24 protein-coding genes are annotated in these 23566 nt (G+C 70.2%); 14 read left to right on the top strand and 10 right to left on the bottom strand.

Features of this window, described 5'->3' with window-relative positions; translation table 11 throughout:
• Positions 1-747 carry a DUF2071 domain-containing protein gene (locus tag AAFX79_07610; protein MEO1008418.1) on the top strand — a complete coding sequence of 249 codons (747 nt, stop codon included), beginning with the start codon at positions 1-3 and terminating at the stop codon, positions 745-747.
• On the opposite strand, the gene AAFX79_07605 is transcribed toward AAFX79_07610, so the two are convergent.
• The 6 genes from AAFX79_07605 to AAFX79_07580 form a co-directional block, all read right to left on the bottom strand.
• Positions 744-1559: a ZIP family metal transporter gene (locus tag AAFX79_07605; protein MEO1008417.1), complete on the bottom strand. Its 816-nt coding sequence runs from the start codon at positions 1557-1559 to the stop codon at positions 744-746. The two genes, AAFX79_07610 and AAFX79_07605, sit on opposite strands and share 4 nt — an antisense overlap.
• Positions 1560-1708: 149 nt before the next feature.
• Entirely contained in the window at positions 1709-2980 is a 1272-nt protein-coding gene (locus tag AAFX79_07600) for a M28 family peptidase (GenBank protein MEO1008416.1), read from the bottom strand.
• A gap of 75 nt (positions 2981-3055) precedes the next feature.
• On the bottom strand, positions 3056-3865 hold the full coding sequence (locus tag AAFX79_07595; GenBank protein MEO1008415.1) for a hypothetical protein: 810 nt from the start codon (positions 3863-3865) through the stop codon (positions 3056-3058).
• On the bottom strand, positions 3862-5238 hold the full coding sequence (locus tag AAFX79_07590; protein MEO1008414.1) for an ABC transporter permease: 1377 nt from the start codon (positions 5236-5238) through the stop codon (positions 3862-3864). Before AAFX79_07590 ends, AAFX79_07595 begins: the two co-directional genes overlap by 4 nt.
• Positions 5235-6227, bottom strand: a complete 993-nt coding sequence (locus AAFX79_07585; protein ID MEO1008413.1) for an ATP-binding cassette domain-containing protein — start codon at positions 6225-6227, stop codon at positions 5235-5237. The genes AAFX79_07590 and AAFX79_07585 overlap by 4 nt, the downstream gene beginning before the upstream one ends.
• Before the next feature lie 83 nt (positions 6228-6310).
• Positions 6311-7081, bottom strand: a complete 771-nt coding sequence (locus AAFX79_07580) for a suppressor of fused domain protein (GenBank protein MEO1008412.1) — start codon at positions 7079-7081, stop codon at positions 6311-6313.
• A 72-nt stretch (positions 7082-7153) separates the two neighbouring features.
• On the opposite strand from AAFX79_07580, the gene AAFX79_07575 reads away from it, so the two are divergent.
• The 3 genes from AAFX79_07575 to AAFX79_07565 all read left to right on the top strand — a co-directional run bounded on the left by AAFX79_07575 (position 7154) and on the right by AAFX79_07565 (position 9562).
• Positions 7154-8257 carry a PCRF domain-containing protein gene (locus tag AAFX79_07575; GenBank protein MEO1008411.1) on the top strand — a complete coding sequence of 368 codons (1104 nt, stop codon included), beginning with the start codon at positions 7154-7156 and terminating at the stop codon, positions 8255-8257.
• Between the two features lie 163 nt (positions 8258-8420).
• A complete protein-coding gene (locus tag AAFX79_07570; protein ID MEO1008410.1) occupies positions 8421-8798 on the top strand; it encodes a hypothetical protein in 378 nt (125 codons plus the stop codon).
• A gap of 35 nt (positions 8799-8833) precedes the next feature.
• The gene (locus tag AAFX79_07565; protein ID MEO1008409.1) at positions 8834-9562 is read left to right on the top strand and encodes a nicotinate-nicotinamide nucleotide adenylyltransferase; all 729 of its coding nucleotides are present in this window, start codon (positions 8834-8836) and stop codon (positions 9560-9562) included.
• Here AAFX79_07565 and metK read toward each other — a convergent pair.
• On the bottom strand, positions 9514-10701 hold the full coding sequence (gene metK, locus AAFX79_07560) for a methionine adenosyltransferase (protein MEO1008408.1): 1188 nt from the start codon (positions 10699-10701) through the stop codon (positions 9514-9516). The two genes, AAFX79_07565 and metK, sit on opposite strands and share 49 nt — an antisense overlap.
• Before the next feature lie 163 nt (positions 10702-10864).
• On the opposite strand from metK, the gene purM reads away from it, so the two are divergent.
• The 3 genes from purM (at position 10865) to AAFX79_07545 (ending at position 13436) form a co-directional block, all read left to right on the top strand.
• Positions 10865-12022 (top strand): phosphoribosylformylglycinamidine cyclo-ligase, encoded by a 1158-nt coding sequence (purM, locus tag AAFX79_07555; protein ID MEO1008407.1) that lies wholly within the window; start codon positions 10865-10867, stop codon positions 12020-12022.
• Between the two features lie 317 nt (positions 12023-12339).
• On the top strand, positions 12340-13188 hold the full coding sequence (locus AAFX79_07550; GenBank protein MEO1008406.1) for a prepilin-type N-terminal cleavage/methylation domain-containing protein: 849 nt from the start codon (positions 12340-12342) through the stop codon (positions 13186-13188).
• Positions 13189-13235: 47 nt separating this feature from the next.
• Entirely contained in the window at positions 13236-13436 is a 201-nt protein-coding gene (locus tag AAFX79_07545; GenBank protein MEO1008405.1) for a hypothetical protein, read from the top strand.
• A 72-nt stretch (positions 13437-13508) separates the two neighbouring features.
• Here AAFX79_07545 and AAFX79_07540 read toward each other — a convergent pair whose 3' ends face one another.
• Positions 13509-13886: a hypothetical protein gene (locus AAFX79_07540; GenBank protein MEO1008404.1), complete on the bottom strand. Its 378-nt coding sequence runs from the start codon at positions 13884-13886 to the stop codon at positions 13509-13511.
• A gap of 457 nt (positions 13887-14343) precedes the next feature.
• On the opposite strand from AAFX79_07540, the gene AAFX79_07535 reads away from it, so the two are divergent.
• The 5 genes from AAFX79_07535 to AAFX79_07515 all read left to right on the top strand — a co-directional run bounded on the left by AAFX79_07535 (position 14344) and on the right by AAFX79_07515 (position 19604).
• On the top strand, positions 14344-15027 hold the full coding sequence (locus AAFX79_07535; protein MEO1008403.1) for a GxxExxY protein: 684 nt from the start codon (positions 14344-14346) through the stop codon (positions 15025-15027).
• A 114-nt stretch (positions 15028-15141) separates the two neighbouring features.
• Positions 15142-16308 carry a cysteine desulfurase family protein gene (locus AAFX79_07530; protein MEO1008402.1) on the top strand — a complete coding sequence of 389 codons (1167 nt, stop codon included), beginning with the start codon at positions 15142-15144 and terminating at the stop codon, positions 16306-16308.
• 70 nt (positions 16309-16378) lie between these two features.
• Positions 16379-17254 (top strand): DUF4190 domain-containing protein, encoded by an 876-nt coding sequence (locus AAFX79_07525; protein ID MEO1008401.1) that lies wholly within the window; start codon positions 16379-16381, stop codon positions 17252-17254.
• Positions 17255-17258: 4 nt separating this feature from the next.
• Complete coding sequence (locus AAFX79_07520) at positions 17259-18293, top strand: ABC transporter ATP-binding protein (GenBank protein ID MEO1008400.1); 1035 nt, start codon at positions 17259-17261, stop codon at positions 18291-18293.
• Positions 18294-18317: 24 nt separating this feature from the next.
• Positions 18318-19604 (top strand): MlaD family protein, encoded by a 1287-nt coding sequence (locus AAFX79_07515; protein MEO1008399.1) that lies wholly within the window; start codon positions 18318-18320, stop codon positions 19602-19604.
• 131 nt (positions 19605-19735) lie between these two features.
• Here AAFX79_07515 and AAFX79_07510 read toward each other — a convergent pair whose 3' ends face one another.
• On the bottom strand, positions 19736-19903 hold the full coding sequence (locus AAFX79_07510) for a DUF1328 domain-containing protein (GenBank protein ID MEO1008398.1): 168 nt from the start codon (positions 19901-19903) through the stop codon (positions 19736-19738).
• A 55-nt stretch (positions 19904-19958) separates the two neighbouring features.
• Positions 19959-20189, bottom strand: coding sequence for a YtxH domain-containing protein (locus AAFX79_07505; GenBank protein ID MEO1008397.1), 231 nt, complete (start codon positions 20187-20189; stop codon positions 19959-19961).
• Positions 20190-20276: 87 nt separating this feature from the next.
• Between AAFX79_07505 and AAFX79_07500 the strand changes: the two genes are divergently transcribed.
• Both AAFX79_07500 and AAFX79_07495 read left to right on the top strand, forming a co-directional pair.
• Positions 20277-20642, top strand: a complete 366-nt coding sequence (locus AAFX79_07500; GenBank protein MEO1008396.1) for a cupin domain-containing protein — start codon at positions 20277-20279, stop codon at positions 20640-20642.
• Between the two features lie 60 nt (positions 20643-20702).
• Positions 20703-23549: an insulinase family protein gene (locus AAFX79_07495; protein MEO1008395.1), complete on the top strand. Its 2847-nt coding sequence runs from the start codon at positions 20703-20705 to the stop codon at positions 23547-23549.
• The last annotated feature ends 17 nt before the right edge of the window (positions 23550-23566 follow it).

The raw sequence follows: 23566 nt of genomic DNA, 5'->3' as shown, positions 1-23566 counted from the left end.
GTGGCAGGCCACCGGCCCTACCCGCCGCCCCGCGCCCCCTGGGCGATGGCCATGCGGTGGGAGCGGCTGCTGTTCATGCACTGGCCCGTGCCCGCCGACGCACTGCGGCCGCACGTACCCGACGCCCTGGAGATCGAGACCTGCGACGGGACGGCCTGGCTGGGCATCGTGCCCTTCACGATGGCGGGGGTGCGGGCCCGATGCACGCCCGCCGTGCCGGGGCTGTCGGCCTTCCACGAGCTCAACGTCCGGACCTACGTGCGGCACGGCGACTTCGCGGGCGTGTGGTTCTTCGGCCTCGATGCCGCGCACCGCCTCGGCGTCGAGGCGGCCCGCCGCGTCTTCCACCTGAACTACCTGATGGCGGCGATGCGGCTCAGCGAGCGCGCGGGCGCCATCGAGTACCGCTCCACGCGGACCGATGCGCGGGGCGGCCCGGCCGAGCTCGACGTGCGCTACGCGCCGATGGGCGAGCCCCGGCCCGCGGCTCCCGGCTCGCTCGAGGCGTTCCTGACCGATCGCTATCGGCTCTTCGCGTCGGATCTCACTCCGCGCGAGCATCCCAGGGTGTGGAAGGGCGAGATCGATCACGGCCCGTGGCCGCTGGCCCCGGCCGAGTGCGAGATCCGCGCGAACACGATGGCCGACCCCATCGGCGTGCCGCTGCCCGGAACGCCGCCGCTCTTGCACTACGCCCACGAACTGGCGGTGCGGGCGTGGCTGCCCGGACGCGTGTCCGTGGACTAGTGGTTGTGGCCGGCGTGCGGGTCGTGCGCGTGCTCTTCGTCGGCGTGCGGCGTGCCGTGCTCGGTGCCGTGGGCGTGGGGGATCAACGCCAGCAGGCCCGCGCCGACGAAGAAGGCGACGAGCGCCTGCATCCGCCTTCGGTTGTCGGGATCGCGGAGGACGTCGGGCAGCAGGTCGACGGCGGCGATGTAGACGAAGTTGCCCGCGCCGAAGGCAACGAGCGCCGGCAGGATGGTGCCCAGGTCGTTCGCTAGCAGGCTGAGCAGCGCCCCGACGGGAAAGAGCAGTGCCGACACGAAGTTGGCCAGCAGCGCGTGGCGGGGCCGCAGCCCGCCGTCGACCAGCACGCCGAAGTCGCCGATCTCCTGGGGCGCCTCGTGGGCGGCGGCGGCGATCCAGGCGGCGATGCCCAGCTTCGGATCGATCAAGAACGCAGCGCCCACCGAGACCCCGCCGATCAGGTTGTGCAGCCCGTCGCCGATCAGGATCAACGGCACCTGGGGCTTGGCGGCGGCGTGCACGCTGGACCGCAGCACGGCCTCGACGGCCATGAACACCAGGAAGCCCAGCAGGAACCACAGCATGGTGGCGTGGACGCCGGCGTGCTCGAGGCCCGCGGGCAGCATGTGCAGGGCGCCGCCGGCGAGCAGGCTGCCCGCGGCCAGGCCGATCATCGCCGGCAGCAGCTTCCGCAGCCGCTCGGGCTTGAGCAGCAGCGTGACGCTGCCGACGAGCGCGATCGCCGCCATCAGCAGCCCGCCGCCCAGGAGCCAGGCGATCTGCTCGGCCAGCGTGGAGGAGGACTCGGGCACGCGTGCTCCAGGCCTGCACGGTCGAGAAGAGCCTTCTCAAGAACCGGAACACCGCGCGGCTCTCAGGTTAGCGGAGCGTCCGCGCAGCGTCGAGCGGCGGATCGACGTGCGCGTCGCGAGCGGCGACGCCCGCCGGGCGCCGCGTGCGGTTAGTTGCCGCTCTTGCCCTGCAGGGTGACCTCGATGTCCTGCCGATCGCCGTCGCGCAGGATGGTCACGACGACGACGTCGCCGGGGTCGTGCCGCGCGAGCATGCCCATCCAGCCGCGGATGTCGCCGATCTCCTCCCCGTCCCAGGCGATCAGGACGTCGCCCTCTCGCAGGCCCGCGGCCTCGGCCGAGGTGTCGGGCGATACGCCGCCGACCGCCACGCCCGACTCGCCGTCGCCGTACGCGCCCGGACGGATGCCGAAGCGCACGCGGATGTCGGCCATCGATGGCCCGCTGCGTTGCGGATCGGATCGCACGAACTCGAAGCCGTCGGCGTGCGTGGCGGCGGCCTCGATCACGTCGGCGAACACCCGCATCGCCCGCACCGCATCGACGCGGTTGATCTTCCAGGACACGTCGTCCTCGGTGTGGTAGTCGGGGTTGATCGACGACGCGGAGCCGAAGAGCACCGGGATGCCCGCGGCGTAGAACGACCAGTGGTCGCTGGCGGCGATGGTGGTGCCCTCGATGGTCTCGGTGAGGTCCGACTCCTCGAAGATGGGCTCGAGCAAGTTCCGCAACCCCTCGCCCGACTGCGCACCCGAGACCGAGACGCCGCCGCCCTGGATGCGGCCGATCATGTCGAAGTTGATCATGAGCGCGTGCTTGTCGGCGGCGGCGATGGGATTGTCGACGTAGTAGTTTGCGCCGTGCAGGCCCGATTCCTCGCCGCTGAAGGCCAGGAACAGCACGCCGCGGCGGTCGGCGGTGTCGTCGGCGAAATCGGCGGCCAGCATCTCGGCCAGCACCAGGATGCCCGCCACGCCCGAGGCGTTGTCGTCGGCGCCGGGGTGCAGCATGCCCACGGTGCCCCGCGAGCCGAAGAGGCCCGTGCCCAGATGATCGAGGTGGGCGCCGACGACGACGTACTCGTCGGCCAACTCCCCTACGCCGGGCAGCACGCCGCCGACGTTCTCGGCGGTGATCCGGCCCAGCGGGAAGGGCTGCCGCCAGGAGGGCTCACCCGAGCCGAAGGCGGGCTCGAGGCCCGCGGCCTCGAAGTAGTGCTCGACGTACTGCTTGGCCCATTCCATGCCCTGGCTGCCCGGCAGGCGTCCGCCCATGGCCGGATTGGCCAGCGTGGTCACGTGTGCGTCGTAGGTCCGCACCAGCGGATCGCTGCTGGCCAGGGCGTTGGCGATGCTCGACTGGGCGGCGGCGAGAGAGGCCGTCGAGGCGAGTGCGGCAAGGGTGGCGAGCGGGCGATGCATGCGGGCGTCTCCGAGTCATACGCGTACTGGTGGCCGAATGGGATGCTACGCCGCAGCGTTGAGCCGCCACGTGCGCTACGGCACGCGGCCGGCCACGCACACGATGAAGCTGTCGTCCAGCTCGCTCGCGTCCTCGATCGGCCGGATGTAGGGCGTGCCGTCGTCGTCCTCGGCGTCGGGCAGCTGGGCGTACACGGCGGTCCGGGTCAGGCCCGCCTCGCGCATCGCGTCCCGCAGCTCGGGCACGCTCCACAGCCGCCAGCGATAAACGAAGGCGTCGGGGAATTCCATGTCGATTACGCCCGCACGCTCGAGGCGGAAGTGCAGCACGTCGGTGACCATGCCCGTGAGCGGGTCGGCCTCGCGCTGCTCCCAGGTGTAGCGGATGCGCCAGCCGCCGGTGCCGTCGGGTGACAAGTGCTCGGGCAGCGGGTGGAATCGGTGGACCTCGCCGGTCAGGAAGGCCGTCTCGCCGCCGTAGGTATCGCAGACGAAGACGCCGCCCTTGTGCAATCTCGCGCGGGCGTTGGCCAGGTACCGCACGAGCTGCGCGCGGTCGTGGTGGTAGCCGATCGAGAAGTTGCCCACCCAGATGGCGTCGGCTTGGGCGTCGGCGTCCAGGGCGTCGCCGGCGATGGGAGTGAGGCGTGGAACGCCATCGCAGCGGGCGAGCGCGCCGGCGTCGCGATCGACCGCCGTGGCGATGTGGGTCTCGCTCTGCGTGACCCATGCGCGGCTGATGGCGCCGCTGCCGGCGAAGTCCTCGCCGAGGATCTTGGGTTCGCCGCCGTGGATCGCCCGCAGCAGCCGGACGACCTCGGGTGGGCTCTGCACGCAGAGCTCGTAGAGGTCCTGGGCCGAGGGCGCGGCGCGGCTGTCGGTCACGCCATCCGCACCCAGCGGATGAGCGTCTTGAAGTCCGGCGGCTTGCCGAACATGAGCAGACCGACGCGGAAGACCTTGGCGGCCAGCCACATGGCGGCGGCGGCGCCGGCGAAGGCGACGACCAGGGCCGCGAGGATCTGCCAGAGGGGCGGCGGATCGTTGCTGGCGATCCGCAGCATCATGATGAAGGGATTGATGGGCGGCAGGAAGCTCATGACCACCGCGAGGGTGGAGTTGGGGTTCCGCGGGATGATGAGCATCGCAAGGTAGGGGACCATCATCACCATCATGATGGGCGTCATGAAGGCCTGGGCCTCGCGGAGGTCGTTCACAGCGGCGCCGGCGGCGGCCATCAGGCTGGCGATCATGCCGTAGCCCGCCAGGAAGAACAGGAACATGTACACCAGCACCAGCGGCTCGACGAGGTAGCTCAGGCTGAAGGCGATGAGCGCCGCGATGCCCACGCCCGAGTAGATCAGCAGCATCGTCAGCCCGACGCACATCTGGCCCAGGATCTTGCCGGCCATCAGCTGCATGGGCGAGACGGCGCTGAGCAGCACCTCGACCACGCGGTTGGACTTCTCCTCGATCGTCGTCGTGAGCAGGTACTGGCCGCCGGTGAACACGGCGCCGAGCACCAGCATCATCATGACGATGGGCAGGATGAAGCTGAAGACCTCGCTGGACTCTCGCTCGCCCTCCTCGGTGATCTCGGTCGTGCGGGGTGCATCGACGTTGACCAGGGCGCCGATCACCTCGCGGCTGAAGCCGTTGGCCTCGTACCGCGCATCGCGGATCGTCCGGCGGAGGCCGCCCTCGATCTCGTCGGTGATGCGGTCGTCGAGCTTGGGCCTGGTCGAGAGCGCGTAGCCGCCGAAGGACTCCTGCTCGTCGGGCTTGACCAGCGCGTCGGCGTCGATGATCGCGACGGCGATGGTCGCGGTCGGGTCGTCCTTCTGGCCCTCCAGGATGCGGGCCTTGGCGGCCTCGGGGTCGGTCCCGCTCGGCAGCGTCTCGACGGTGAGCGTGGGGACCTCGCCCAGGACGAGGTCGAGGGCGCGATCGACCTGCTCCTGGCCGGCCTCGGGCACCTGCGGCGTGGAGATCGGGGCCTGCTCGATGAAGTCGCCGCGGCGCTCGGCGATGGCCTCGGGGGCGAGATACTCGGCCAGCCGGGGGGCGACCTCGCCCGTGGGATCGATCACGGCGACCACGCCCTTGATGGCCGGCGCCTCCTGCTGGCTGATGATCCAGCCGACCACCGGGATGGCGGCGGCGAAGATGGCCGGCACGACCACGGCGCCGATCAGGAAGGCCTTGGTGATCACGGTGGAGGCGTACTCGCGGGCGGCGATGTTGAGGATGCGTGTCACGTGCCGGCGGCCTCCGGTTGCTCGCTCGCCTGCGCCGGCTCGTGCAGCCGCTGGCGGATCTCGTCTCGGTCCTCGGCGTCGCCGCCGGCGACGATCTCGACGAACACGTCCTCGAGCGTCACCCGCTTGGCGGCCACGCTCCGCACGTCGATGGCGGCCGCGATGGCGCGGACGGCGTCGTGCGCGGGCAGCGCCTCGGGATCGGTGTAGGCCATCCAGCCCTCGCGGGTCTGCGTGACGGCCTGCACGCCGGGGATGGCCCGGGCGGCGGCCTCGGCGTTGGACCCATTCACGGGTTCGAACACCACGGCGTTGGGCTCGTGCTGAGCGCGGATCTCGGCCATCGACGCGTCCAGCACCTTGCGGCCGTCATGGATCATCACGATCTCGTCGCACATTTGCTCGGCCTGGAACATCACGTGCGTGCAGAGCACCACGGTCCTGCCCGCCCGGTGCTGCTCGGTCATCAGGTCCTGCAGCAGCCGGAGATTGACCGGGTCCAGGCCGCTGAAGGGCTCGTCGAGGATCAGCAGTTCGGGCTCGTGCAGCACGGCGGCGATGAACTGCACCTTCTGCTGCATGCCCTTGCTGAGCTCCTCGCACTTCTTGTCGGCGGCGTCGGCGAGGCCCACGCGATCGAGCCAGTGCTGCACGCGCTGGCCGAGCTCGGGCTCGCGGACGCCCTTGAGCTTGCCCACGTACTTGAGGAAGCCGCGGACCTTCATCTTGCGGTAGACGCCGCGTTCCTCGGGCAGGTAGCCGATGCGGTCCTTGCTCTCTAGGGCGCTCTTGCGTCCGAGCACCTGGAGCTCTCCCGAATCCGGGAAGAGGATGGACATGATCATGCGGATGGTGGTGCTCTTGCCCGCGCCGTTGGGGCCGATCATGCCGACCATCGCGCCCTCGCGGATGGCCAGGTCCAGCCCCTCGACGGCGACCTTGGGCCCGAAGGTCTTTCGGATGTGGCGCATGGAGATGGCGTTGGTCACGGGGGCCTCCGAGGGGCCAATGGTAGCGGCGGTGCCCGCCCGCCCCGCCCGGCAGCGGTACGCGGCGTCGGCGGCGGTGCGCCCTAGAAGAGGCCGAGGAACTTCTTGCGACGCCGGCGGGCCCGCAGCCCCGAGACGTCCGGGCGGCCTGGGTCCACCACGTCGCCCACGCCCTGTTCTTGGAAGAGATCGATGAGCGTTTCCACGCCGTTGCGCAGCTTGTACTCGGTCTCGCCCGCTCCGATGGGCAAGAGCTGCAGGATGAACACGCGTCGTCCGTCGGCGAGCTCGACGGTGCCGAAGTCCTCGCTCTCGATCATCGGCGGGGTGAGCAGGGCGCAGGCCATCTGCGTGTCGTCGGCGAAGGGGGCGGGCGGGTCGCCGTTGGGCACGGTGTGGCCCGAGTAGAGCCAGGTCTGGTACTCGTGGGGGAAGCGGGCCAGGGTCTTCATCACGCCGATGGGCCAGAAGTGCCGCTGCTGCTCGGCCTCGGGCAACTCGAGGAACTCGTCGGTGAAGTCGGTCCGCCAGGTCTCGGGCAGCTTGATCATCAGCTCGGCGTGGGTGAACTCCTCGGCGCCCTCGGGGGCCTGCATGGCTCGCTCGGCCATGCCGGTGGTGAAGGCGGTGTAGTAGGGGTGCTCGTTGCTGGGCGGGATGAAGTGCACGTCGAGGTGGATGAGGTCGGAGACCATTTCGTGGTAGACGTGCTCGGGCTCGCCGATGTGCCGGGTGAAGTGCTCGGTGACGGCGTTGATGAGGGCCTCGTCGCCGTGGGCGAGCTCGAAGCCCCGCTCCTTGGGCTTCTTGTGGCGGACGATGTCGGCGGACTCGTGCAGGTCGTCGCGGGCCATGGCCAACGTTACGCCCGGGCCGCCGCGGCGTAGAGCCCTCGCGTCGGTCCGCCCGGCCGCGAACAATGCGACGTGAGCACCACCGCCGCCGACATCCCCGACGCCGTCCGCGCCAAGCTCGACGAGCTGGCCGACCAGTTCCGCCGGGTTGAGTCCGACCTGCAGGATCCCGAGGTGCTGGCGGACCACGAGAAGGTGCGGGACCTGTCGATCAAGCGAGCCGCGCTCGCGCCGGTCGCCGAGGGCTACCAGCGGTACCGCGGGCTGCTGGACGAAGCGGCCGAGATGCGGCAGGCCATCGATGCCGGCGACGACGCCGAGCTGGTCGAGATGGCCCGGGCCGAGTTGCCCGAGCTGGAGGCCAAGGCGGTCGAGGAGATCGAGGCGGTCAAGGGGGCGCTCGTCGGCTCCGACGACCAGCTGGTGGGCTCGGTGATCCTCGAGGTGCGGGCCGGAGCCGGGGGCGACGAAGCGCAGCTCTGGGCCCGCGACCTGCTGCAGATGTACGAGAAATACGCCGGCCGGCGGAGCTGGAGCTTCGAGGCCATGGACGTCAGCGGCGGCGACGGCCTCGGGGGCGTGCGGTCGGTCACCGTGGGCGTGAAGGGCGAGGGCGTCTGGGCCGAACTGAGCTTCGAGGCCGGCGTGCATTCGGTCAAGCGGGTGCCCGAGACCGAGGCCCAGGGCCGCATCCACACGTCGACGGCGACCGTCGCGGTGCTGCCCGAGCCCAAGCAGGTCGAGATCAAGGTCGACTGGGCGAACGACGTGACCGAGCACATCACGACCGCCCAGGGTCCGGGCGGGCAGAACGTCAACAAGGTGGCCACCGCGGTGCACCTGGTGCACGCGCCCACCGGCATCGAGGTGCGGATGCAGGAGAGCAAGAGCCAGCACCAGAACCGGGAGAAGGCGCGGCGGCTGCTGATGGCGAGGCTCTACGAGCGCCAGCTGCGGGAGGCCGAGGCCGAGCGTTCCGCCGCCCGCAAGGGACAGATCGGCACCGGCGAGCGGTCCGAGAAGGTCCGCGTCTACCGCTACCAGGACGGCATCGTGGCCGACCAGCGGCTGGACGCCAAGTTCAACCTCCGCACGACGCTGATGGAGGGCGACCTGGGTCCGATCATGCAGGCCCTCACCGAGCAGCGGACCGCCGAGCGGCTCGCGGCGCTCTAGAGCGATCTTGATCGCTCCGTCGCGGCCTTCGGCCGCGACGCTCGCTTATCGAACCCGCGCAGGAGCAAATCTGCGGGCTTCGGTCTGCTCCAATGCCCTCCCCGACGCGACGAGTTCACCGACATTGCTCCATTCAATCCGCCCGGGAGCCGATGACATCCGCATGAGGCCCGTCCCGAGATTCCGACCCCGCACCCGCGCGAGCGCCCTGGCGATTGCGGCCGCGGTGCTCGTGGCGCTGTTCGCGATCGAGCCCCGGGCGGGCACGGCGACGCAGGACGAGCAGCTCGGCACCTTCTCCGAGCGCAAGCCGGTCGCCCTCGGCTCGCTCGTGGGCCGCGGGCACGAGGTGGTCATCGAGGCGACCGCCGACGGCCCTCGCTACACCGTCAAGAGCGACGCGGGCGTGATCGTGGCCGAGCGGCTTACCTTCGAGACGCTGGCCGAGCGCTTCCCCGAGCTTGCGCCGGGGGATTGGCACGCCGACGCGGCGCCGGCGGAGTTCGGCCCGATCATGATGGTGCCCGACGACGGGCCCTAGGGCCGCCGCAACGGCCGGGCGCGCTAGCGTGCCGCGTGGCCGTTGAATCTCGCCAGCCCGTACCGGTGCTGCATGTTCCCCCGGAGTGCGCGCACGTCGTGCTGTTCGGCGGCACATTCGATCCGCCGCACGTCGCCCACGTGGACCTCGCCGACCTCGCGCGGCGACGCGTCGAAGCCGACACCGGCGAGCGCGCGTGGCTGGTGTTCGTGCCGGCGGCCCGGTCGCCCCACAAGGCCGATCCGCCCGAGGCCGGCGATCGCCAGCGGCTGGAGATGGTGTGCATCGCGTCTGCTGAGGTGGACCGGTGCGCGGTGTGGAGCGACGAGATCGATCGGGCGCGTGCGGGCGAACCCAGCTACTGGGCGCTGACTCTCGAGCGAGCGGCGGCGCAGGCCGGCGGTGCCACGCTGTGGTTCGTCATCGGCGCAGACCAGGCCGCCGCATTCGACCGCTGGCGGGATCCGCGCGGCCTGCTCGATCGGGCGCGGCCGCTGGTGCTGCCCCGGGGCCGGGTGCGGGACGCCGCGGCGCTCCGCGAGGCGATGCGCTCGAGCGGGTTCTGGAGCGACGCCGAGCTCGACGCCTGGCGGAACCGCTTCGTGGCGGTGCCGGGCGTGCGGGCGGCGTCGACCGACGTGCGGGAGGCCGACGGCGGGCCCTTCGAGACGCCGCTGCATCCGGGGGTGGCCGCGTATGCGCGGCGGCATGCGCTCTACGGCATGGCGGCCGACGCCGACGCGCCCGCGGCGGACCGCAGCTGATCGACTCGGTCGGTCCGCTCCCAGCCGAAGTAGGTCCGGCCGTCCTTTTCCAGCGGCTTGCGTCCGAAGTGGCCGTGCCGCGCGGTGCGGGTGTAGATGGGCTTGCGGAGGTCGAGCGTCTCGATGATGGCGCGGGGCGTGAGCGGGAAGACCTCGCGGATGGCCTTCTCGATCTGGGCGAGATCAACCTTCTGGGTGCCGTAACAGTCCAGGTGCACGCTGGTGGGCTCGGCCACGCCGATGGCGTAGCTGAGCTGCACCTCGCAGACGTCGGCGAGATCGGCGGCGACGACGTTCTTGGCGATGTAGCGGGCCATGTAGGCCGCCGAGCGATCGACCTTGGTGGGGTCCTTGCCGCTGAAGGCGCCGCCGCCGTGGCGTCCGCGGCCGCCGTAGGTATCGACGATGATCTTGCGTCCGGTCAGGCCGGCGTCGCCGTGGGGCCCGCCGATCTCGAACTTGCCCGTCGGGTTGACGTGGATGGTGATGCCCGGGTTCCACCACTCGCCGAGCACGGGCTTGAAGACGTGCTCGATGACCTCGCGTCGGAGGGCGTCCTGGCGGCCGTTCCAGGACGAGTCGTGCTGGGTGGACATCACCAGCGTGTCGACCCGCTTGGGGGCCAGCCCGTCGTACTCGATGGTGACCTGGCTCTTGGCGTCGGGCCGCAGCCCGGGAATGATCTCTTCGCGGCGGACGTGGGCCTGCTGCTCGACGAGGCGGTGCGCCAGCTGGATGGGCAGCGGCATGAGCGCATCGGTCTCGTTGCAGGCGAAGCCGAACATGAGGCCCTGGTCGCCCGCGCCCTCGCGGTCCACGCCCTGGGCGATGTCGGGGCTCTGCTTGTTGAGGGCGACGAGCACGGCGCACGAATCGCAATCGAAGCGCATGTGGGCGTCGTCGTAGCCGATGCCGCGGATCGTGTCTCGGACCAGATCCTGGATGTCGACGTAGGTGTTGGTGGTCACCTCGCCCGCGACGACCACCAGCCCCGTGGCGACCATGGTCTCCACGGCCACGCGGGAGTGCGGATCGTCGGCCAGCATCGCGTCCAGGACGGCATCGGAGATCTGGTCGGCCACCTTGTCGGGGTGGCCCATCGACACGGACTCGGAGGTGAACAGGTGCGTGCTGTGCATGGGGCCTCGGCGTCTCGGCGGCTCGGGATTGCGTGAGTCGGCAGCATAGGCGGAGCGTTCGTTGGTCCCAAGCGGGCCCCGGGCGTGGGGCGGGCACTATCCTCACTGCACTCGACCATCCCGCCTCGTCCCACCCGGCCCCGAAGCAAGGAAGCGCCCCGCCGTGCCCCGCAGCCAGACCCGCAGCGAGCGTCCGGGCCCTTCCGGCGGCCCGGGGAAGGGACAGCACGGCGAGCGGTCCCGGGACCGGTCTCGTCCGCGGGGGCTGACCTACGCCGACTCGGGCGTGGACATCGACGCGGGCGACGAGGCGGTCGGACGCATCCTGGGGCACATGCGCCGCACGCACGGCCAGCGGGTGATCGCCAACGCGGGGGGCTTCGCGGGCCTCTTTCGCCTGGATTACAACCAGCAGCTCTTCAAGCGGAACTACCGCGACCCGGTGCTGGTCGCCTGCACCGACGGCGTGGGCACCAAGGTGCTGCTGGCCGTCGCGATGGACCGCCACGACACCGTCGGCCAGGACTGCGTTGCGATGAACGTCAACGACATGATCGTGCAGGGCGCCGAGCCCTTGTTCTTCCTGGATTACATCGGCATCCATCGCGTGGTGCCCGCGCAGATCGAGCAGATCGTCAAGGGAGTCGCGGATGGCTGTCGCATCGCCGGCTGCTCGCTGCTGGGCGGCGAGACGGCCGAGATGCCCGACGTGTACGCCGAGGGCGACTACGACCTGGCGGGCTTCGCGGTGGGCGTCGTCGAGCTCAAGCGGGCGATCGACCCGCTGCGGGTCGAGCCGGGCGACGTCGTGCTGGGGCTGTCGTCGTCGGGCGTGCACTCCAACGGGTTCAGCCTGGTCCGCCGCATCATCCGGCACGCCAACCTCGATCTCGCGTCGGTCTATCCGGAGCTGGACGAGGAGCGCACGCTGGGCGAGGTGCTGCTGACGCCCACGCGGATCTACGCCCAGCCCATCGTCAAGCTGCTTCGGGGCTACCGCGTGAAGCGGGTGGTGAGCGGGATGGCGCACGTCACCGGCGGCGGGCTGGCGGCCAACCTCGAGCGGGCGCTGCACCCCCGCGTCGACGCCGTGCTCGACCGCGGGAGCTGGAGCGTGCCGCCGATATTCGACTTCCTCAAGCGGCGGGGCTCGGTGCGGCCGGCGGAGATGGACCGCGTCTTCAACATGGGCGTGGGCTTCTGCCTGATCGTGCGGCCGACCTTCGCCGACGCCGTGGTCGCCAAGCTCGCGCGGTCCGGAGAACTCGTCGCACGGCTAGGGGTTATCCGAAGCGGCAGCGGCAAGGTTCGTTTTAAGTAAGGTGTCGCCGCCGGCGCGACCGGTACGGACCTCCCCGGAATGTGCAGCCATGCGCGCCGGCGGCACGAAACCCATTGTGGCGGCCGCCCCATCGTGTATACTGGCGACCACCAGGGGAGGCACCGGCGGTCGTTGCGCCGGTCCATGTTCGCATGTGCGGGCGTGCCATTCTCCCGGGCCAACCGGCCGGATGCGACATCGTGCGCACCGATCGGCCGGGGCTCCGGCGGCACGCGGGCACCCAACGGCGAGGACATCTCGAAATGCCAGGACCAACGTCGCGACGCGCACGTCGTACCGCACTGCTCAGCAGAAGGTTGCGACCCGGCTTCACGCTCATCGAGCTGCTGGTGGTCATCGCGATCATCGCGCTGCTCATCGGCATCCTGCTGCCGGCGCTCGGCCGCGCCCGCCAGATGGGCTGGCAGTCGGTGTCGCTCAGCAACACGCGCCAGATCAACATTGCGCAGACGCAGTACGTCGTCGACCACGACGAACTCCCCTTTAAGGAGAGCTATCGCGGTGCGTCCAGGGGCGGCTGGTGCACGTGGAGCTTCGGCGGCAAGAACAACAACGACTACTGGAGGACCCGCAGCAGCGGCCTCTTCGACGAGGCCGCCTTCGGTCGGCCGCTGAACCCCTACGTGCACGGCGATATCGAGCTGTTGCGCCCCGATGGATGGCAGGACGATCCTTATCGCGAGGCGCCGCCCAGCGACAACTACCGCGAGCGCCTGCAGCTGGAGGCCTTTCGGTCACCGGGCGACAAGGTCACCTACCAGCAGCAGTGGCCACGCCCCACCAACAGCCTCAGCAGTTATGAAGACGTGGGCACCAGCTACCACACCAACATGAAGTGGTTCGACTACATGCGGGAGCAGACCGGCGGAGATTTCTGGGCGGCGTTCGAGCAGGGCACGGCCAGGCTCCGGCTTGCGTCGGGCTTCAACCCGTCCAAGTTCGTCTGGATCCACGATGAGACGGCGGACATCGTCGCAAACGATAGTTCGGGAGAGGGCATCATCGGCGAATTCGGTGATCGCAACAAGTCCGTCATGGCGTTCATGGACGGACATTCCGAGTACGTCGTCGTAGAGCCCAACACCTTCCGGACCGACGACTACACGTTCGTGTTCGAGCTGGCGGGCGATGAGCCTCCCGGATAACCTGGGGGTGTCAGCAGGACTCGCCTCCTGGACGGAGTGTACTCCGCATGATTGAAGACAAGAAAAAGTTCGGCATGATCCTCGCCGGGGCGGCGCTCCTGATCGTCGCCGTGGTCCTCATCGCTCGTTCTCTCCTGGGTGGCGAGAACGAGCGCGCCCCCGGCATCGCCGAGGACCAGGAATTGGTTGATCGTGTTGCCGACGAGGGCTACGTCGGTGGCTCGCGTGCGACGGCACCCGGCGGCTAGCGACTTTCCGGATTGTCTCTCGGACAGCCCGCAACAACCCCGGCGTCCAGCCGGGGTTTTTTGTGCTCTCGACTATTGACTCGAGGTGCCGTGGGCACTCGAGCCCGTCGTGATCACATGCTTGTCATTGGAGGCGTTGGCCTTGCTCGGGTCGCCGGCGATCGTGGTGTTGAGCGTGAGCGTGTCGCTGCCGGCGCTCGGATCGAACGTGGGATCATCGAGGTCGCCGAGGTACTCGAAGGTGCCATCGGCACGAGCGATGACCGCTCCGGCGTGGCGTGTGCCACTCGAGGAGCTAGCCGTGCCCGTCGCGGCGACATCAACCTGGATGAAGTACACCATCGACGCGATGCCTTCGGTGACGGCAGCGGGGACGGCGCCATCCGAATCCGTTGGCCAGAATGCTGCGTTGCCGTCGCTGTCGGGCGAACTCGTTGCCGTGACGGTCATTGCGATCTAGTCCGGTAAGCACCAATGCACGTGCCACGCTCTTGATCGCACATCTTCGCATTCTCGAAAGTCCTGGGGACTTACATTCCTGGGATGGTGCGATAACGCGCGAGCGGACGCAACGCGTACTTCCTCATTGCGGGACCCGGCGTGAGTCTTGGTTACCCCGGGATTCGGGTCGACCCGCGCTATGCGGGGATGTTTGGGGGGCAATCCGCCTCCGGGCGCGGGTTGGGCCCTATCGTTCGGTGCCGAGCGCCTCGCGGAGTGTGCCGCTTCGGGCGATGGGTGGCTCTTAGGACAGTTGCTGGATGAGAGACCGCTCGCACAAACGCCCGAAGGCCGCCGCTGAGGCTCGGTGATCCCCCCGGTTGGTGCAGTCCCTCGGATCTGCCGGCCCGTGCTGTCCGAACGGAGTGCGATCCCACACGCTGGCATGAGCCATGGAGCACGCAACTTGAGCAACGACAGCCGAGACTACGACGACCGGGGTGAGTACCGACCGCGCGGCGGGGGGCGCCGCGGGGGCCACCGGGGCGGTCACGGGCGCGGCGGCCACCGGGGCCGCGGCAGCCACCAGCAGCACGATCGCCACGGCATCCCGCTGTCGGCCCTCGATCCCGAGCTGACCGACATAAGCCGCCGGGTCATCGGCTGCGCCATTGAGGTCCACAAGACGCTGGGGCCGGGCTACCCCATCGAGCTCTACAGCAAGGCGCTCCAGGCCGAACTGGACAACGCAGGCATCGACCACGTGGCCGATCGCAAGATCGACGTGGAGTACGGCGGCACGCTGATCGGCCAGGTGGCCGCGTCGCTATTCGTCGAGGATCGATTCATCGTGGATCTGGTCTCCCGCCCGGGCGACGTGGGCACGGGCGAGCGGCTGCAGACGCGGGCCAAGCTCCGCAGCCTGGAGCTGGAGCTGGGCCTGATCATCAACTTCGCCCAGCGGCGGCTCAAGGACGGCCTGGTGCGGGTGCTCAACCCCGATCAGCTCAAGGAGTTGCTCGAGGAGCGCAACCGGGCCGCCGAGGATCACGCCCAGGACGACGACTACGAGGACGAGTACGAGGACGACGAGGAGTACGAGGACGAGGATGGCGACGGTGAGGACGCCGATGGAGACGACGACCGGTAACGCGCCCGGCGCCTCCCCTTCGGTCGTCGCCTCCGGATTGGCTGTCACGCCGGCCCCGCGGGTTCAGTAGAATCCCCTGCACGCCCGCTTCCGGGGCGGGCGGGGGTTTCGCTCTTGAAGGCCTACCTGGACAACAACGCGACGACGCGGCCGCTGCCCGAGGTGGTGTCGGCGATGTCCGAGGCCCTGGAGCACTGCTGGGCCAACCCCTCGAGCATCCACCGCCCGGGGCAGACCGCCCGGGCCCGGGTCGAGAAGGCCCGGCGGGCGATGGCCGACCTGCTGGGCGTCGGTCCGCGGGAGGTGGTGTTCTGCTCGGGGGGCACCGAGTCGTGCCAGATCGCCATCCGCGGGGCGCTGGGGCGTCCGGACTTCGAGTCGCCCACTCCCTGGCGGACGATGGTGACCTCGCCGGTCGAGCACTCGGCGGTGCGGGATCTGGCCAAGTCCTTCGGCGAGTGCGACGGCCACGAGGTCCGCTGGCTGCCGGTTGACGGGCGGGGCGTCGTCGACGTGGAGGCCGCCCGCGGGGTGATCACCGAGGGCGTGTGCCTCGTCAGCCTGCAGTGGGTCAACAACGAGACCGGGGCGGTGCAGCCCGTCGAGGAGATCGGCGAGATGGCGCGGGCGGCGGGTGCGCTGATGCACGTCGACGGCACGCAGTGGGTCGGTCGGATGCCCGCCAACCTGCAGGACATGCCCTTCGACATGCTGACGTGCTCGGCCCACAAGTTCCACGGGCCGAAGGGCGTGGGCGTGCTGTGGATCCGCCGCGGCGTGAAGCTGTGCAAGCTGACGCCCGGCTCGCAGGAGCTCGGCCGGCGCGGCGGCACCGAGAACGTGCCGGGCATCGTCGGGCTGGGCGTGGCCGCGTCGCAGGCGGCCGAGTGGCTCGCCGACGAGGGCCACCGCGAGCGCATCGCGGCGCAGCGGGATCGCCTGGAGCGCGAGATCCTGGGGCGCGTGCCGGGCGCGTCGGTCAACGGGTCGGTCGGTCCGCACTGCCGGCTGTACAACACGACCAACATCGCGCTGCCCGGCGTCGACGCCGAGATCATCCTGCTGACGCTGGCCGAGATGGGCGTGTGCGCGTCGGCGGGGTCGGCGTGCAGCAGCGGCTCGCTGGAGCCCAGCCCGGTGCTGTGCGCGATGGGCGTCGACACGCGGCTGGCCGCGGGCTCGCTTCGGCTGAGCCTGTCGCGCTTCACGACCGATGATGAGGTGTCGCAGGCGGCCGACGCCATCGCCGAGGCGTGGCGGGTGGTGACGGCGGCGATCTGAGCGTCCGAGTCGTTCGCTCGACGCCGGACGGGCCTAGGGCTGTCCCGGCCCTTTCTGGCTACCCTGCGGCATGAGCGACACCTTCTCGCAGCCGATGGACATGCCGGGCCACCAGCCGGAGTACCTCGAGCCCAAGACGAGCGTGCTGGCGATCGTCGCGTTCGTGGCCTCGCTGCTGGGCTTCGTGCTCTGCTGCGTGCCGGTCGTAGGCATGGTGGGCACGCTGGGCCTCGTGCTCGGGGCCATCGCCCTGATCTCGATCTCGATGTCCGACGGCCGCAAGAAGGGCACGGGCTTCGCGATCGCCGCCGTCGTGCTGGGCCTGATCGCCGGCGCGATCAACGTGGCGATGATCATCGGCGGCAACTGGGTGTTTCAGCAGTACACGCGATACGGCGAGGTTGTCACCGCGATCGAAGCCGGGGACCTGGGCACGGTGCAGAGCTACATGCACTCGGACACCCGCAGCGGCGTCGATGCGCAGCGGTTGTCGGAGTATGGGTCGGCGCTGGATGCGGCGTGGGGTCCGTCGGCCGCTCCGCCGAAGGGGCCGTTCGAGTTCTTCGCGCGCTTCGGCGAGGTCGGATCGACGATGAGCACGGCGCAGATCGAGGTGCAGTCGGAGTATCCGCCGCCCAACTGGACGATCATGCCGCTGCCGGTGGCGTTCGATCGGGGCACGGCCGTGATGTTCATCGTGGCCGACCAGAGGAACCAGCAGCCGGCGCCTAGCCAGCTGCCGGCGGCCCACAACATGGCCATCACGGCTCCCGACGGCTCGCTGCTGTGGCTGCTCTCCACGCCCGGCGGCACGCCGGCGGCGGGGCCGGGCACGCCAGCGCCGCCCGCACCGGCGGACCCGCCGGCTGCCGGTGGAGACGAGGGCGGCGGAGGCCAGGACGGCGGGGACGAGGGCGGCGAGCCGGGCGATGGCGGGGGAGGCTGACGCCGTGGAGGGTGAAGCCGCCGATTCCAGCGCCAGTTCCAGCGCCGGACCCGGCACCCAGCCCAACACCGGGACTGCCGGCGGGGCGGCGAGCGGATCGCACGACCCGGGCCGGCCTGTGCTGCGCGTGGACAACCTCCGCAAGAGCTTCGACGGCCGCGAGGTGCTCCGCGGCGTGACGCTCGAGGTCATGCCGGGCGAGACCATGGTCATCATGGGCGGCTCGGGCTCGGGCAAGAGCACGCTGCTGCGGCTGATCATCGGCTCGCTTAGGAATGATGCAGGCTCGATCGAGGTGTTCGGGCAGGACATCTGCGGGCTGTCGGAGGAGGAGCTCAACAAGGTCCGCCTGAAGTTCGGCATCCTGTTCCAGAGCGGTGCGCTGTTCCAGTCGATGACCGTGGCCGAGAACGTCGCGCTGCCGCTGCAGGAGCACACGCGGCTGAGCCAGGAGATCATCGACATCCAGGTGAAGATCAAGCTCGAGCAGGTGCAGATGCGGCACGCCGCCGACCTGTATCCGGCCCAGATCTCGGGCGGCATGAAGAAGCGTGCGGGATTGGCGCGGGCGATGGCGCTGGATCCGCAGCTGCTGTTCTGCGACGAACCCAGCGCCGGGCTCGACCCGGTGACCAGCGCGCAGATCGATAGGCTGCTGCTCGACCTGACCAAGAAGATCGGCATCGCGTGCGTCGTGGTGACCCACGAGATGGACTCGGCCTTCACCATCGCCGACCGCATGGCGATGCTCGACAAGGGCCGGATGCTCGCCGTCGAGCCACGCGGCTGGTTCGAGCGCGTGCGGGACGCCGAAGACGTCGAGGGCCTGTCCGACGACGAGCTGCTGATCCGCCAGTTCCTCCGTGGTGCGGCCGAGGGCCCGCTGTCCGAGCGGCAGGGCGCATCGAATTGGGAGGCCGACATCCTGGGCTCCCGCCCGGGCGTGCCGGGGTTGCGCAGCGTCGAGCCCTCGCGTATGGTTCCGCGGACGGAGGACGAGGGCATCTTCCAGAAGCTGCGGCGGGTGCTCGAGTCCTAGCGGCTCGGGAGCGGGGGCGACACGATGCCGACACCGGGTGGGCGCAACGCGATCGTGGGCGGGTTCTTCATCGTCGTCGTCGGCATCGCGGTCGCGGTGACGGCCGTCCTCTCCGACGCCGTCGCGGCGCTCGAGGCCAAGCAACGCTACACCGTCGAATTCCCGCTGGATGTCAACGCCGGCGTGCTCACCTCGGGCGCCGACGTGCGGATCGGCGGCTCCTCGGTGGGCAGCGTGGCGGACGTGCGGATCGACCTGCAGGATGGCATACCGGCGTGGCTGCTCGCCGAGATCGAGGTCGACGACGACGTGTCGATCTACGAGGACGCCATCATCCAGGTCGAGATCCCCATCTTGGGTACGGGCGCGGCCGTCAACATCGTCGATCCGGGCGTGGGCAACGTGGACGCGCCCATGGGCGGCGATCCGCTGCTGGCCGAGGGCGAGCGCATCCGAGGCCGCGCCAGCCCGGGGCTGCTGGCCCAGGCCGGCCTGACTACCGACGACATCGCCCTCATCCAGGAGTCCATCGAGAATCTGGCCCGCTTCTCGGCCAGCGCGAACGAGCTGCTGGAGACCAACCAGCCGCGGATCGACGAGGCGCTCGAGCTGCTCGCGCGGTCGATGGCCGACGTCGAGGCGATCATCGCCGACGTCCGCGTGCGCGTGCCCGAGATCGGCGACCGCGTGGATGGCACGCTGGAGACGGCCGAGGGCGCCGTGGCCGAGTGGCGGACGCTGGCCGAGCAGCTCGAGGCCCGCGCCGACGAGATCGAGCAGATCCTCGCCGAGGCGCGGGCGCTGCTGGCGGACAACCGCCCCAAGATCGACGGCATCATCGACAACGTCGCCGACGTCGCCGAGCGGACCAACACCGAGGTGCTGCCCGGCATCGAGCGGGCGAGCGCCGACGCCTCGCAGACGATGGCCGATCTGCAGGCGCTGCTGGAGCAGGAGGCGCCGGGCATCCGCCGCACGCTGGCGAATCTGCGGCTGGCCAGCGACCAGGCGAAGCTGACGATGCTCGAGGTCCGCCGCAGCCCGTGGCGGCTGCTGCAGACGCCCTCGACGCGGGAGCTCGAGAGCGAGCTGGTCTACGACGCCGCCCGCAGCTTCGCGCAGGCCGCCAGCGATCTGCGGTCGGCTAGCGACTCGCTGCTCGCGCTGAGCACCGACGAGGACGGTCCGGTCGACCTGGGCGACCGCCAGGCCGCCATCGAGCGTCTGCAGCAGGAACTCGTCGACACCTTCGGCCGCTTCCGCGACGCCGAGCAGCGGCTTCTGGACGAGGTCCTCGAGGTCGGCGGCTAGCGACCGCGAGGCGGTCTTACCTCGGTTCGCGCGAGCGCGACGAGGGAGTCGATCCCGGCGTCGGGATCACCGCCACGCGTGTTGCGTGCGCGGAGGATCCATCCCGTTGCCTCGTGCTGCGATCTCGCCGGCTACTTCCTGCCCTTGAACAGCCTGGCCAGCAGGCTCAGCACGAAGAGCACGATGAAGATGAAGAACAGCACGCGGGCGATGCCGGTTGCCGCCGCCGCGATGTTGCCGAAGCCGAAGACCGCCGCGATGATCGCGACGACCAGGAACGCGATCGCCCAGCCGAGCATGGCGTCGTTCTCCTTTTGGTGGCCGTTGCTGGTGGCCCTATGACCGCCGGCCTGCTCAGCCTCCGGCGCCGCCGGTGGGATCCTCGATGGCGTCGCCGACCTCGTCCGCGGCGTCCTCCACGGCATCGCCGGCCTCTTCGGCGGCGTCCTCGGCCTGCTCGACGGCATCCTCGGTCGTGTCCTCGGCCTGCTCGCACGACGCCAGGCCGATGCCCGTCCCGCACAGCAGCGCCAGGAGCGTTTTGCTCGAGACGCACGAGGCCGCCTGCTTCCACTCGATGTGCATGGTCGTTCTCCTTGGGCTCCGCAGCAGGCGGCTCGCGTCGGCCGCCGCTGCGACAGGATGATATGGGGACCGCTCCTATCGTGCACAATGCCCAGGTACACGCTCCACACGCTCGGCGACCTGCCCACCGATCATCCCATGCCGCTGCTCGACCGCCGGCGGATCATCGGCGAGCGGATGATGATCAGCGAGGTGGTCCTGCACGAGGGCTTCCGCATCGACACGCACAGCCACCCCAACGAGCAGATGGTGGTGATGCTCGAGGGCCGGGCCGAGTTCACGGTGGGCGACCCCGGCGAGCGGGTCCTTGTGCAGGCGGGCCAGGTGCTCGAGTTGCCCGGCAACGTGCCGCACTCGTGCACCGCGCTCGAGCGGTGCCGCATCCTGGACCTGTTCAGTCCGGTGAGCGAGGGGACGGGGGTGGATGCGGCGGGCGGTGCGGCGGGAAGCTAGCACCGTTCGGCCCTCGCTCGGGGCCGGCGGGCTTGCCCTGGCGCATCCCTATCCTGCGTCATGCTGCACGCCACTCGACTCGTCGCCGTTCAGGTCCTCGCCGTGCTCGCCGTTGCGGCCGCGCCCGCGGTCGCCCAGGATCTGCCCGAAGACCCCCGCATCGTCCGCGGCACGCTCGACAACGGCATGGACTACGTCGTCGTGCCCAACGCCGAGCCGCCTGGCCGGGTCAACCTGTGGCTGCACGTGCACTCGGGCTCGCTCAACGAGACCGAGGAGCAGCGGGGGCTGGCCCACTTCCTCGAGCACATGGCCTTCAACGGCTCGACCAACTTCCCGCCCGGCACCGTCGTGCCGTTCTTCCAGGAGATGGGCCTGAGCTTCGGTCGCCACCAGAACGCGGTGACGGGCTTCGACCGCACGGGCTACACGCTCACGCTGCCCAACACCGAGGACGAGACCATCCGCCGCGGCATGCGCTTCCTGAGCGATGTGGCGTACGAGCTGCTGCTGCTGGACTCCGAGATCGACAAGGAGCGGTCGATCATCCTCGAGGAGAGGCGGGCCATCCTGTCGCCCCAGCAGCGGATCCTCTACGACCTCATCGAGCGGATCGCGCCGGGGTCGACCTTCGGCCAGCGGATCCCCATCGGCACCGAGGAGGTCATCACGCAGGCCCGTCGCGATCGCTTCGTCGACTACTACCAGCGGTGGTACGTGCCGACCAACATGACCGCGGTGGTGGTGGGGGACATCGAGCCCGACGCGATGGTCGAGCTCGTCGATGAGTTCTTCGATCGCGGGCCACCGGCCGGCCGCGACGCGAGGCGGCCCGAGCCTCGCCCGGTGGGCGTGACCGAGACCGAAGGCTACACCGCCATCATCGCGGCCGACCCGGAGGAAACCCGCGAGGAGGTGGCGATCAACTTCATCGCGCCGCCCGGTGCCCCGGTCACGACCGAGGCCGGCTACCGCGACGACCTCGTCCGCTCGCTGGCGCTCCGCATGATGAATGACCGTTTGGACGACGCCATCTCGCAGGGCCGGCTCGGCATGCTGAGCGGCTCGGTGAGCTCGTCGGACTTCGCCGGCGCGATCCGCTGGACGCAGGCGGCCGGCCGCGCCGAGCCGGGTAGCTGGTCCATGGTCCTGCAGGAGCTGGGCACCGAGATCCGCCGGGCCACGCTGCACGGCTTCAGCGAGCGGGAGCTCGAGGATGCGCGGCGAGACCTGATCGCCGCGGCCGAGCGCGCCGCCGAGGCCGAGCCCACGCTGCCCTCGGGCGCCGTGCTATCCATCGTGACCGAGGCCCTCGCGTCGGGTGAGCCCGTGCCCAGCGGCGCGCAGCGGCTCGAGCTCGTGGCCGAGATGGCGCCGACGATCACGCTCGAGGAGGCCAGCGAACGATTCGCCGAGCTGTTCGAGTTCGAGTCGGCCGTCTTCACGCTGCAGACCAGGGAGGACGAATCGCTGCCCAGCGAGGAGGTGCTGCTCGGCACGGGCGTGATGGTCGTGCGCACGTTGTTCCCGCCGCCGTTCGAGGAGGAGGCTCGGGCGACGGCGATCCTCGACGAGCAGCCCGAGCCGGGCGTCATCGCCGAGCGGACGCTGCACCAGCCCACGAACGTGACGAGTGCGTGGCTCGGCAACGGCGTCCGCGTCCACGTGCGGCCCATGACCGAGCGCGAGGAGTTCGTGTCGGTGTCGGTGCAGCTCTACGGCGGGCTGGTGTTCGAGGACGCGTCGAATAGAGGCATCACCGATGCGGCGGCGATCGCACTCCAGCGGCCCTCGGGCGGCGGACTCTCGAGCACCCAGATCGACGACCTGCTGACCGGGCTCAAGGTCGGCGTCGGCGGCGGCTCGGGCCCCGACGGGCTGCAGCTCTCGATCAGCGGCAGCCCCGCCGACATGCAGGCGGGATTCGAGCTCGCCCACGTGCTGCTCACCGAGCCCGCCATCGAGCAGGCCGCCTTCGACCAGTGGAAGCGCAGGCAGGCCCAGACGCTCCAGACCATCGACCGCGTGCCGCAGGGCGTGGCGCTCAAGGCGATCCTCGAGGCGATGTTCCCCGAGGGCGAGGTCCGCCCCAGGCTGCTCACGACCGAGCGGCTCGAGGCGCTCGAGCTCGACGCCGCGCAGGCCTGGCTCGAGCGCGCCATCGCGGCGAGCCCGATGGAGGTCGCCATCGTCGGCGATGTCGACGTCGAGACCGCGCTCGGCTGGGCGGCGACCTACTTCGGCTCGCTGGCCGAGCGTCCGCGCGTGTCGGCGCGGACCAACCGCGCCGAGCGGACGATACCGCGGCCCGAGGGCCCGCGGGTGGTTCGCCGCGAGCCCGAGCTCGCGACGCCGCAGGCATTCCTCGTCTCGGGCTACTACGGCGTGGACGAGGCCGACATCGACGATCGCCGTGCGATGCAGATGGCCGCCCGCATCCTGTCGACGCGGCTGATCGAGAAGATCCGCGAGGAGGAGGGACTGGCCTACAGCCCTAGCGCCATCAACCGGCCCGCGACGACCTTCCCGGGCTACGGCATGTTCTTCGTGCAGGCACCCACCGATCCCGAGCGGGTCGATGAGCTATCAGCGGCGCTCGGCGCGATGTTCGACGAGTTTGCCGCCGATGGTCCGACGAGCGAGGAGGTCGAGGTCGCCATCGGCCAGCTGCAGAACGTGCACGACGAGTCGGTCCGCGCGCCGGGCTACTGGCTCTCGCGGCTCCGCCAGGCGGAGTACCTGGGCCGCTCGCTCGACGAGGTGGCGCGGACGCGGGAGGCCTACGCCGAGTTCGATGCCGGGGCGATCCGTGAGGCGTTCGGTCGCTACCACGGCGAGCCGAACCGCATCGAGGTCATCGTCCGGCCCGTCTCGCCCGAGGAGGCCCCGGACGAGACGGACGGCTGATGCGGGAACGGATCGGC

It is taken from the genome of Planctomycetota bacterium (assembly GCA_039819165.1).
Lineage (GTDB): Bacteria > Planctomycetota > Phycisphaerae > Phycisphaerales > UBA1924 > JAHCJI01.
Note: the sequence above shows the minus strand (reverse complement) of the source record. Positions and strands in the feature narration are given on the sequence as shown.

Excerpts from the sequence above, each read along its gene's own strand:
- AAFX79_07600 (MEO1008416.1), bottom strand. The coding sequence starts at position 2,980 with ATGCATCGCCCGCTCGCCACCCTTGCCGCACTCGCCTCGACGGCCTCT.
- AAFX79_07580 (MEO1008412.1), bottom strand. The coding sequence starts at position 7,081 with ATGGCCCGCGACGACCTGCACGAGTCCGCCGACATCGTCCGCCACAAG.
- AAFX79_07570 (MEO1008410.1), top strand. The coding sequence starts at position 8,421 with ATGAGGCCCGTCCCGAGATTCCGACCCCGCACCCGCGCGAGCGCCCTG.
- metK (MEO1008408.1), bottom strand. The coding sequence starts at position 10,701 with ATGCACAGCACGCACCTGTTCACCTCCGAGTCCGTGTCGATGGGCCAC.
- AAFX79_07545 (MEO1008405.1), top strand. The coding sequence starts at position 13,236 with ATGATTGAAGACAAGAAAAAGTTCGGCATGATCCTCGCCGGGGCGGCG.
- AAFX79_07540 (MEO1008404.1), bottom strand. The coding sequence starts at position 13,886 with ATGACCGTCACGGCAACGAGTTCGCCCGACAGCGACGGCAACGCAGCA.
- AAFX79_07525 (MEO1008401.1), top strand. The coding sequence starts at position 16,379 with ATGAGCGACACCTTCTCGCAGCCGATGGACATGCCGGGCCACCAGCCG.
- AAFX79_07515 (MEO1008399.1), top strand. The coding sequence starts at position 18,318 with ATGCCGACACCGGGTGGGCGCAACGCGATCGTGGGCGGGTTCTTCATC.
- AAFX79_07510 (MEO1008398.1), bottom strand. The coding sequence starts at position 19,903 with ATGCTCGGCTGGGCGATCGCGTTCCTGGTCGTCGCGATCATCGCGGCG.
- AAFX79_07505 (MEO1008397.1), bottom strand. The coding sequence starts at position 20,189 with ATGCACATCGAGTGGAAGCAGGCGGCCTCGTGCGTCTCGAGCAAAACG.
- AAFX79_07500 (MEO1008396.1), top strand. The coding sequence starts at position 20,277 with ATGCCCAGGTACACGCTCCACACGCTCGGCGACCTGCCCACCGATCAT.
- AAFX79_07495 (MEO1008395.1), top strand. The coding sequence starts at position 20,703 with ATGCTGCACGCCACTCGACTCGTCGCCGTTCAGGTCCTCGCCGTGCTC.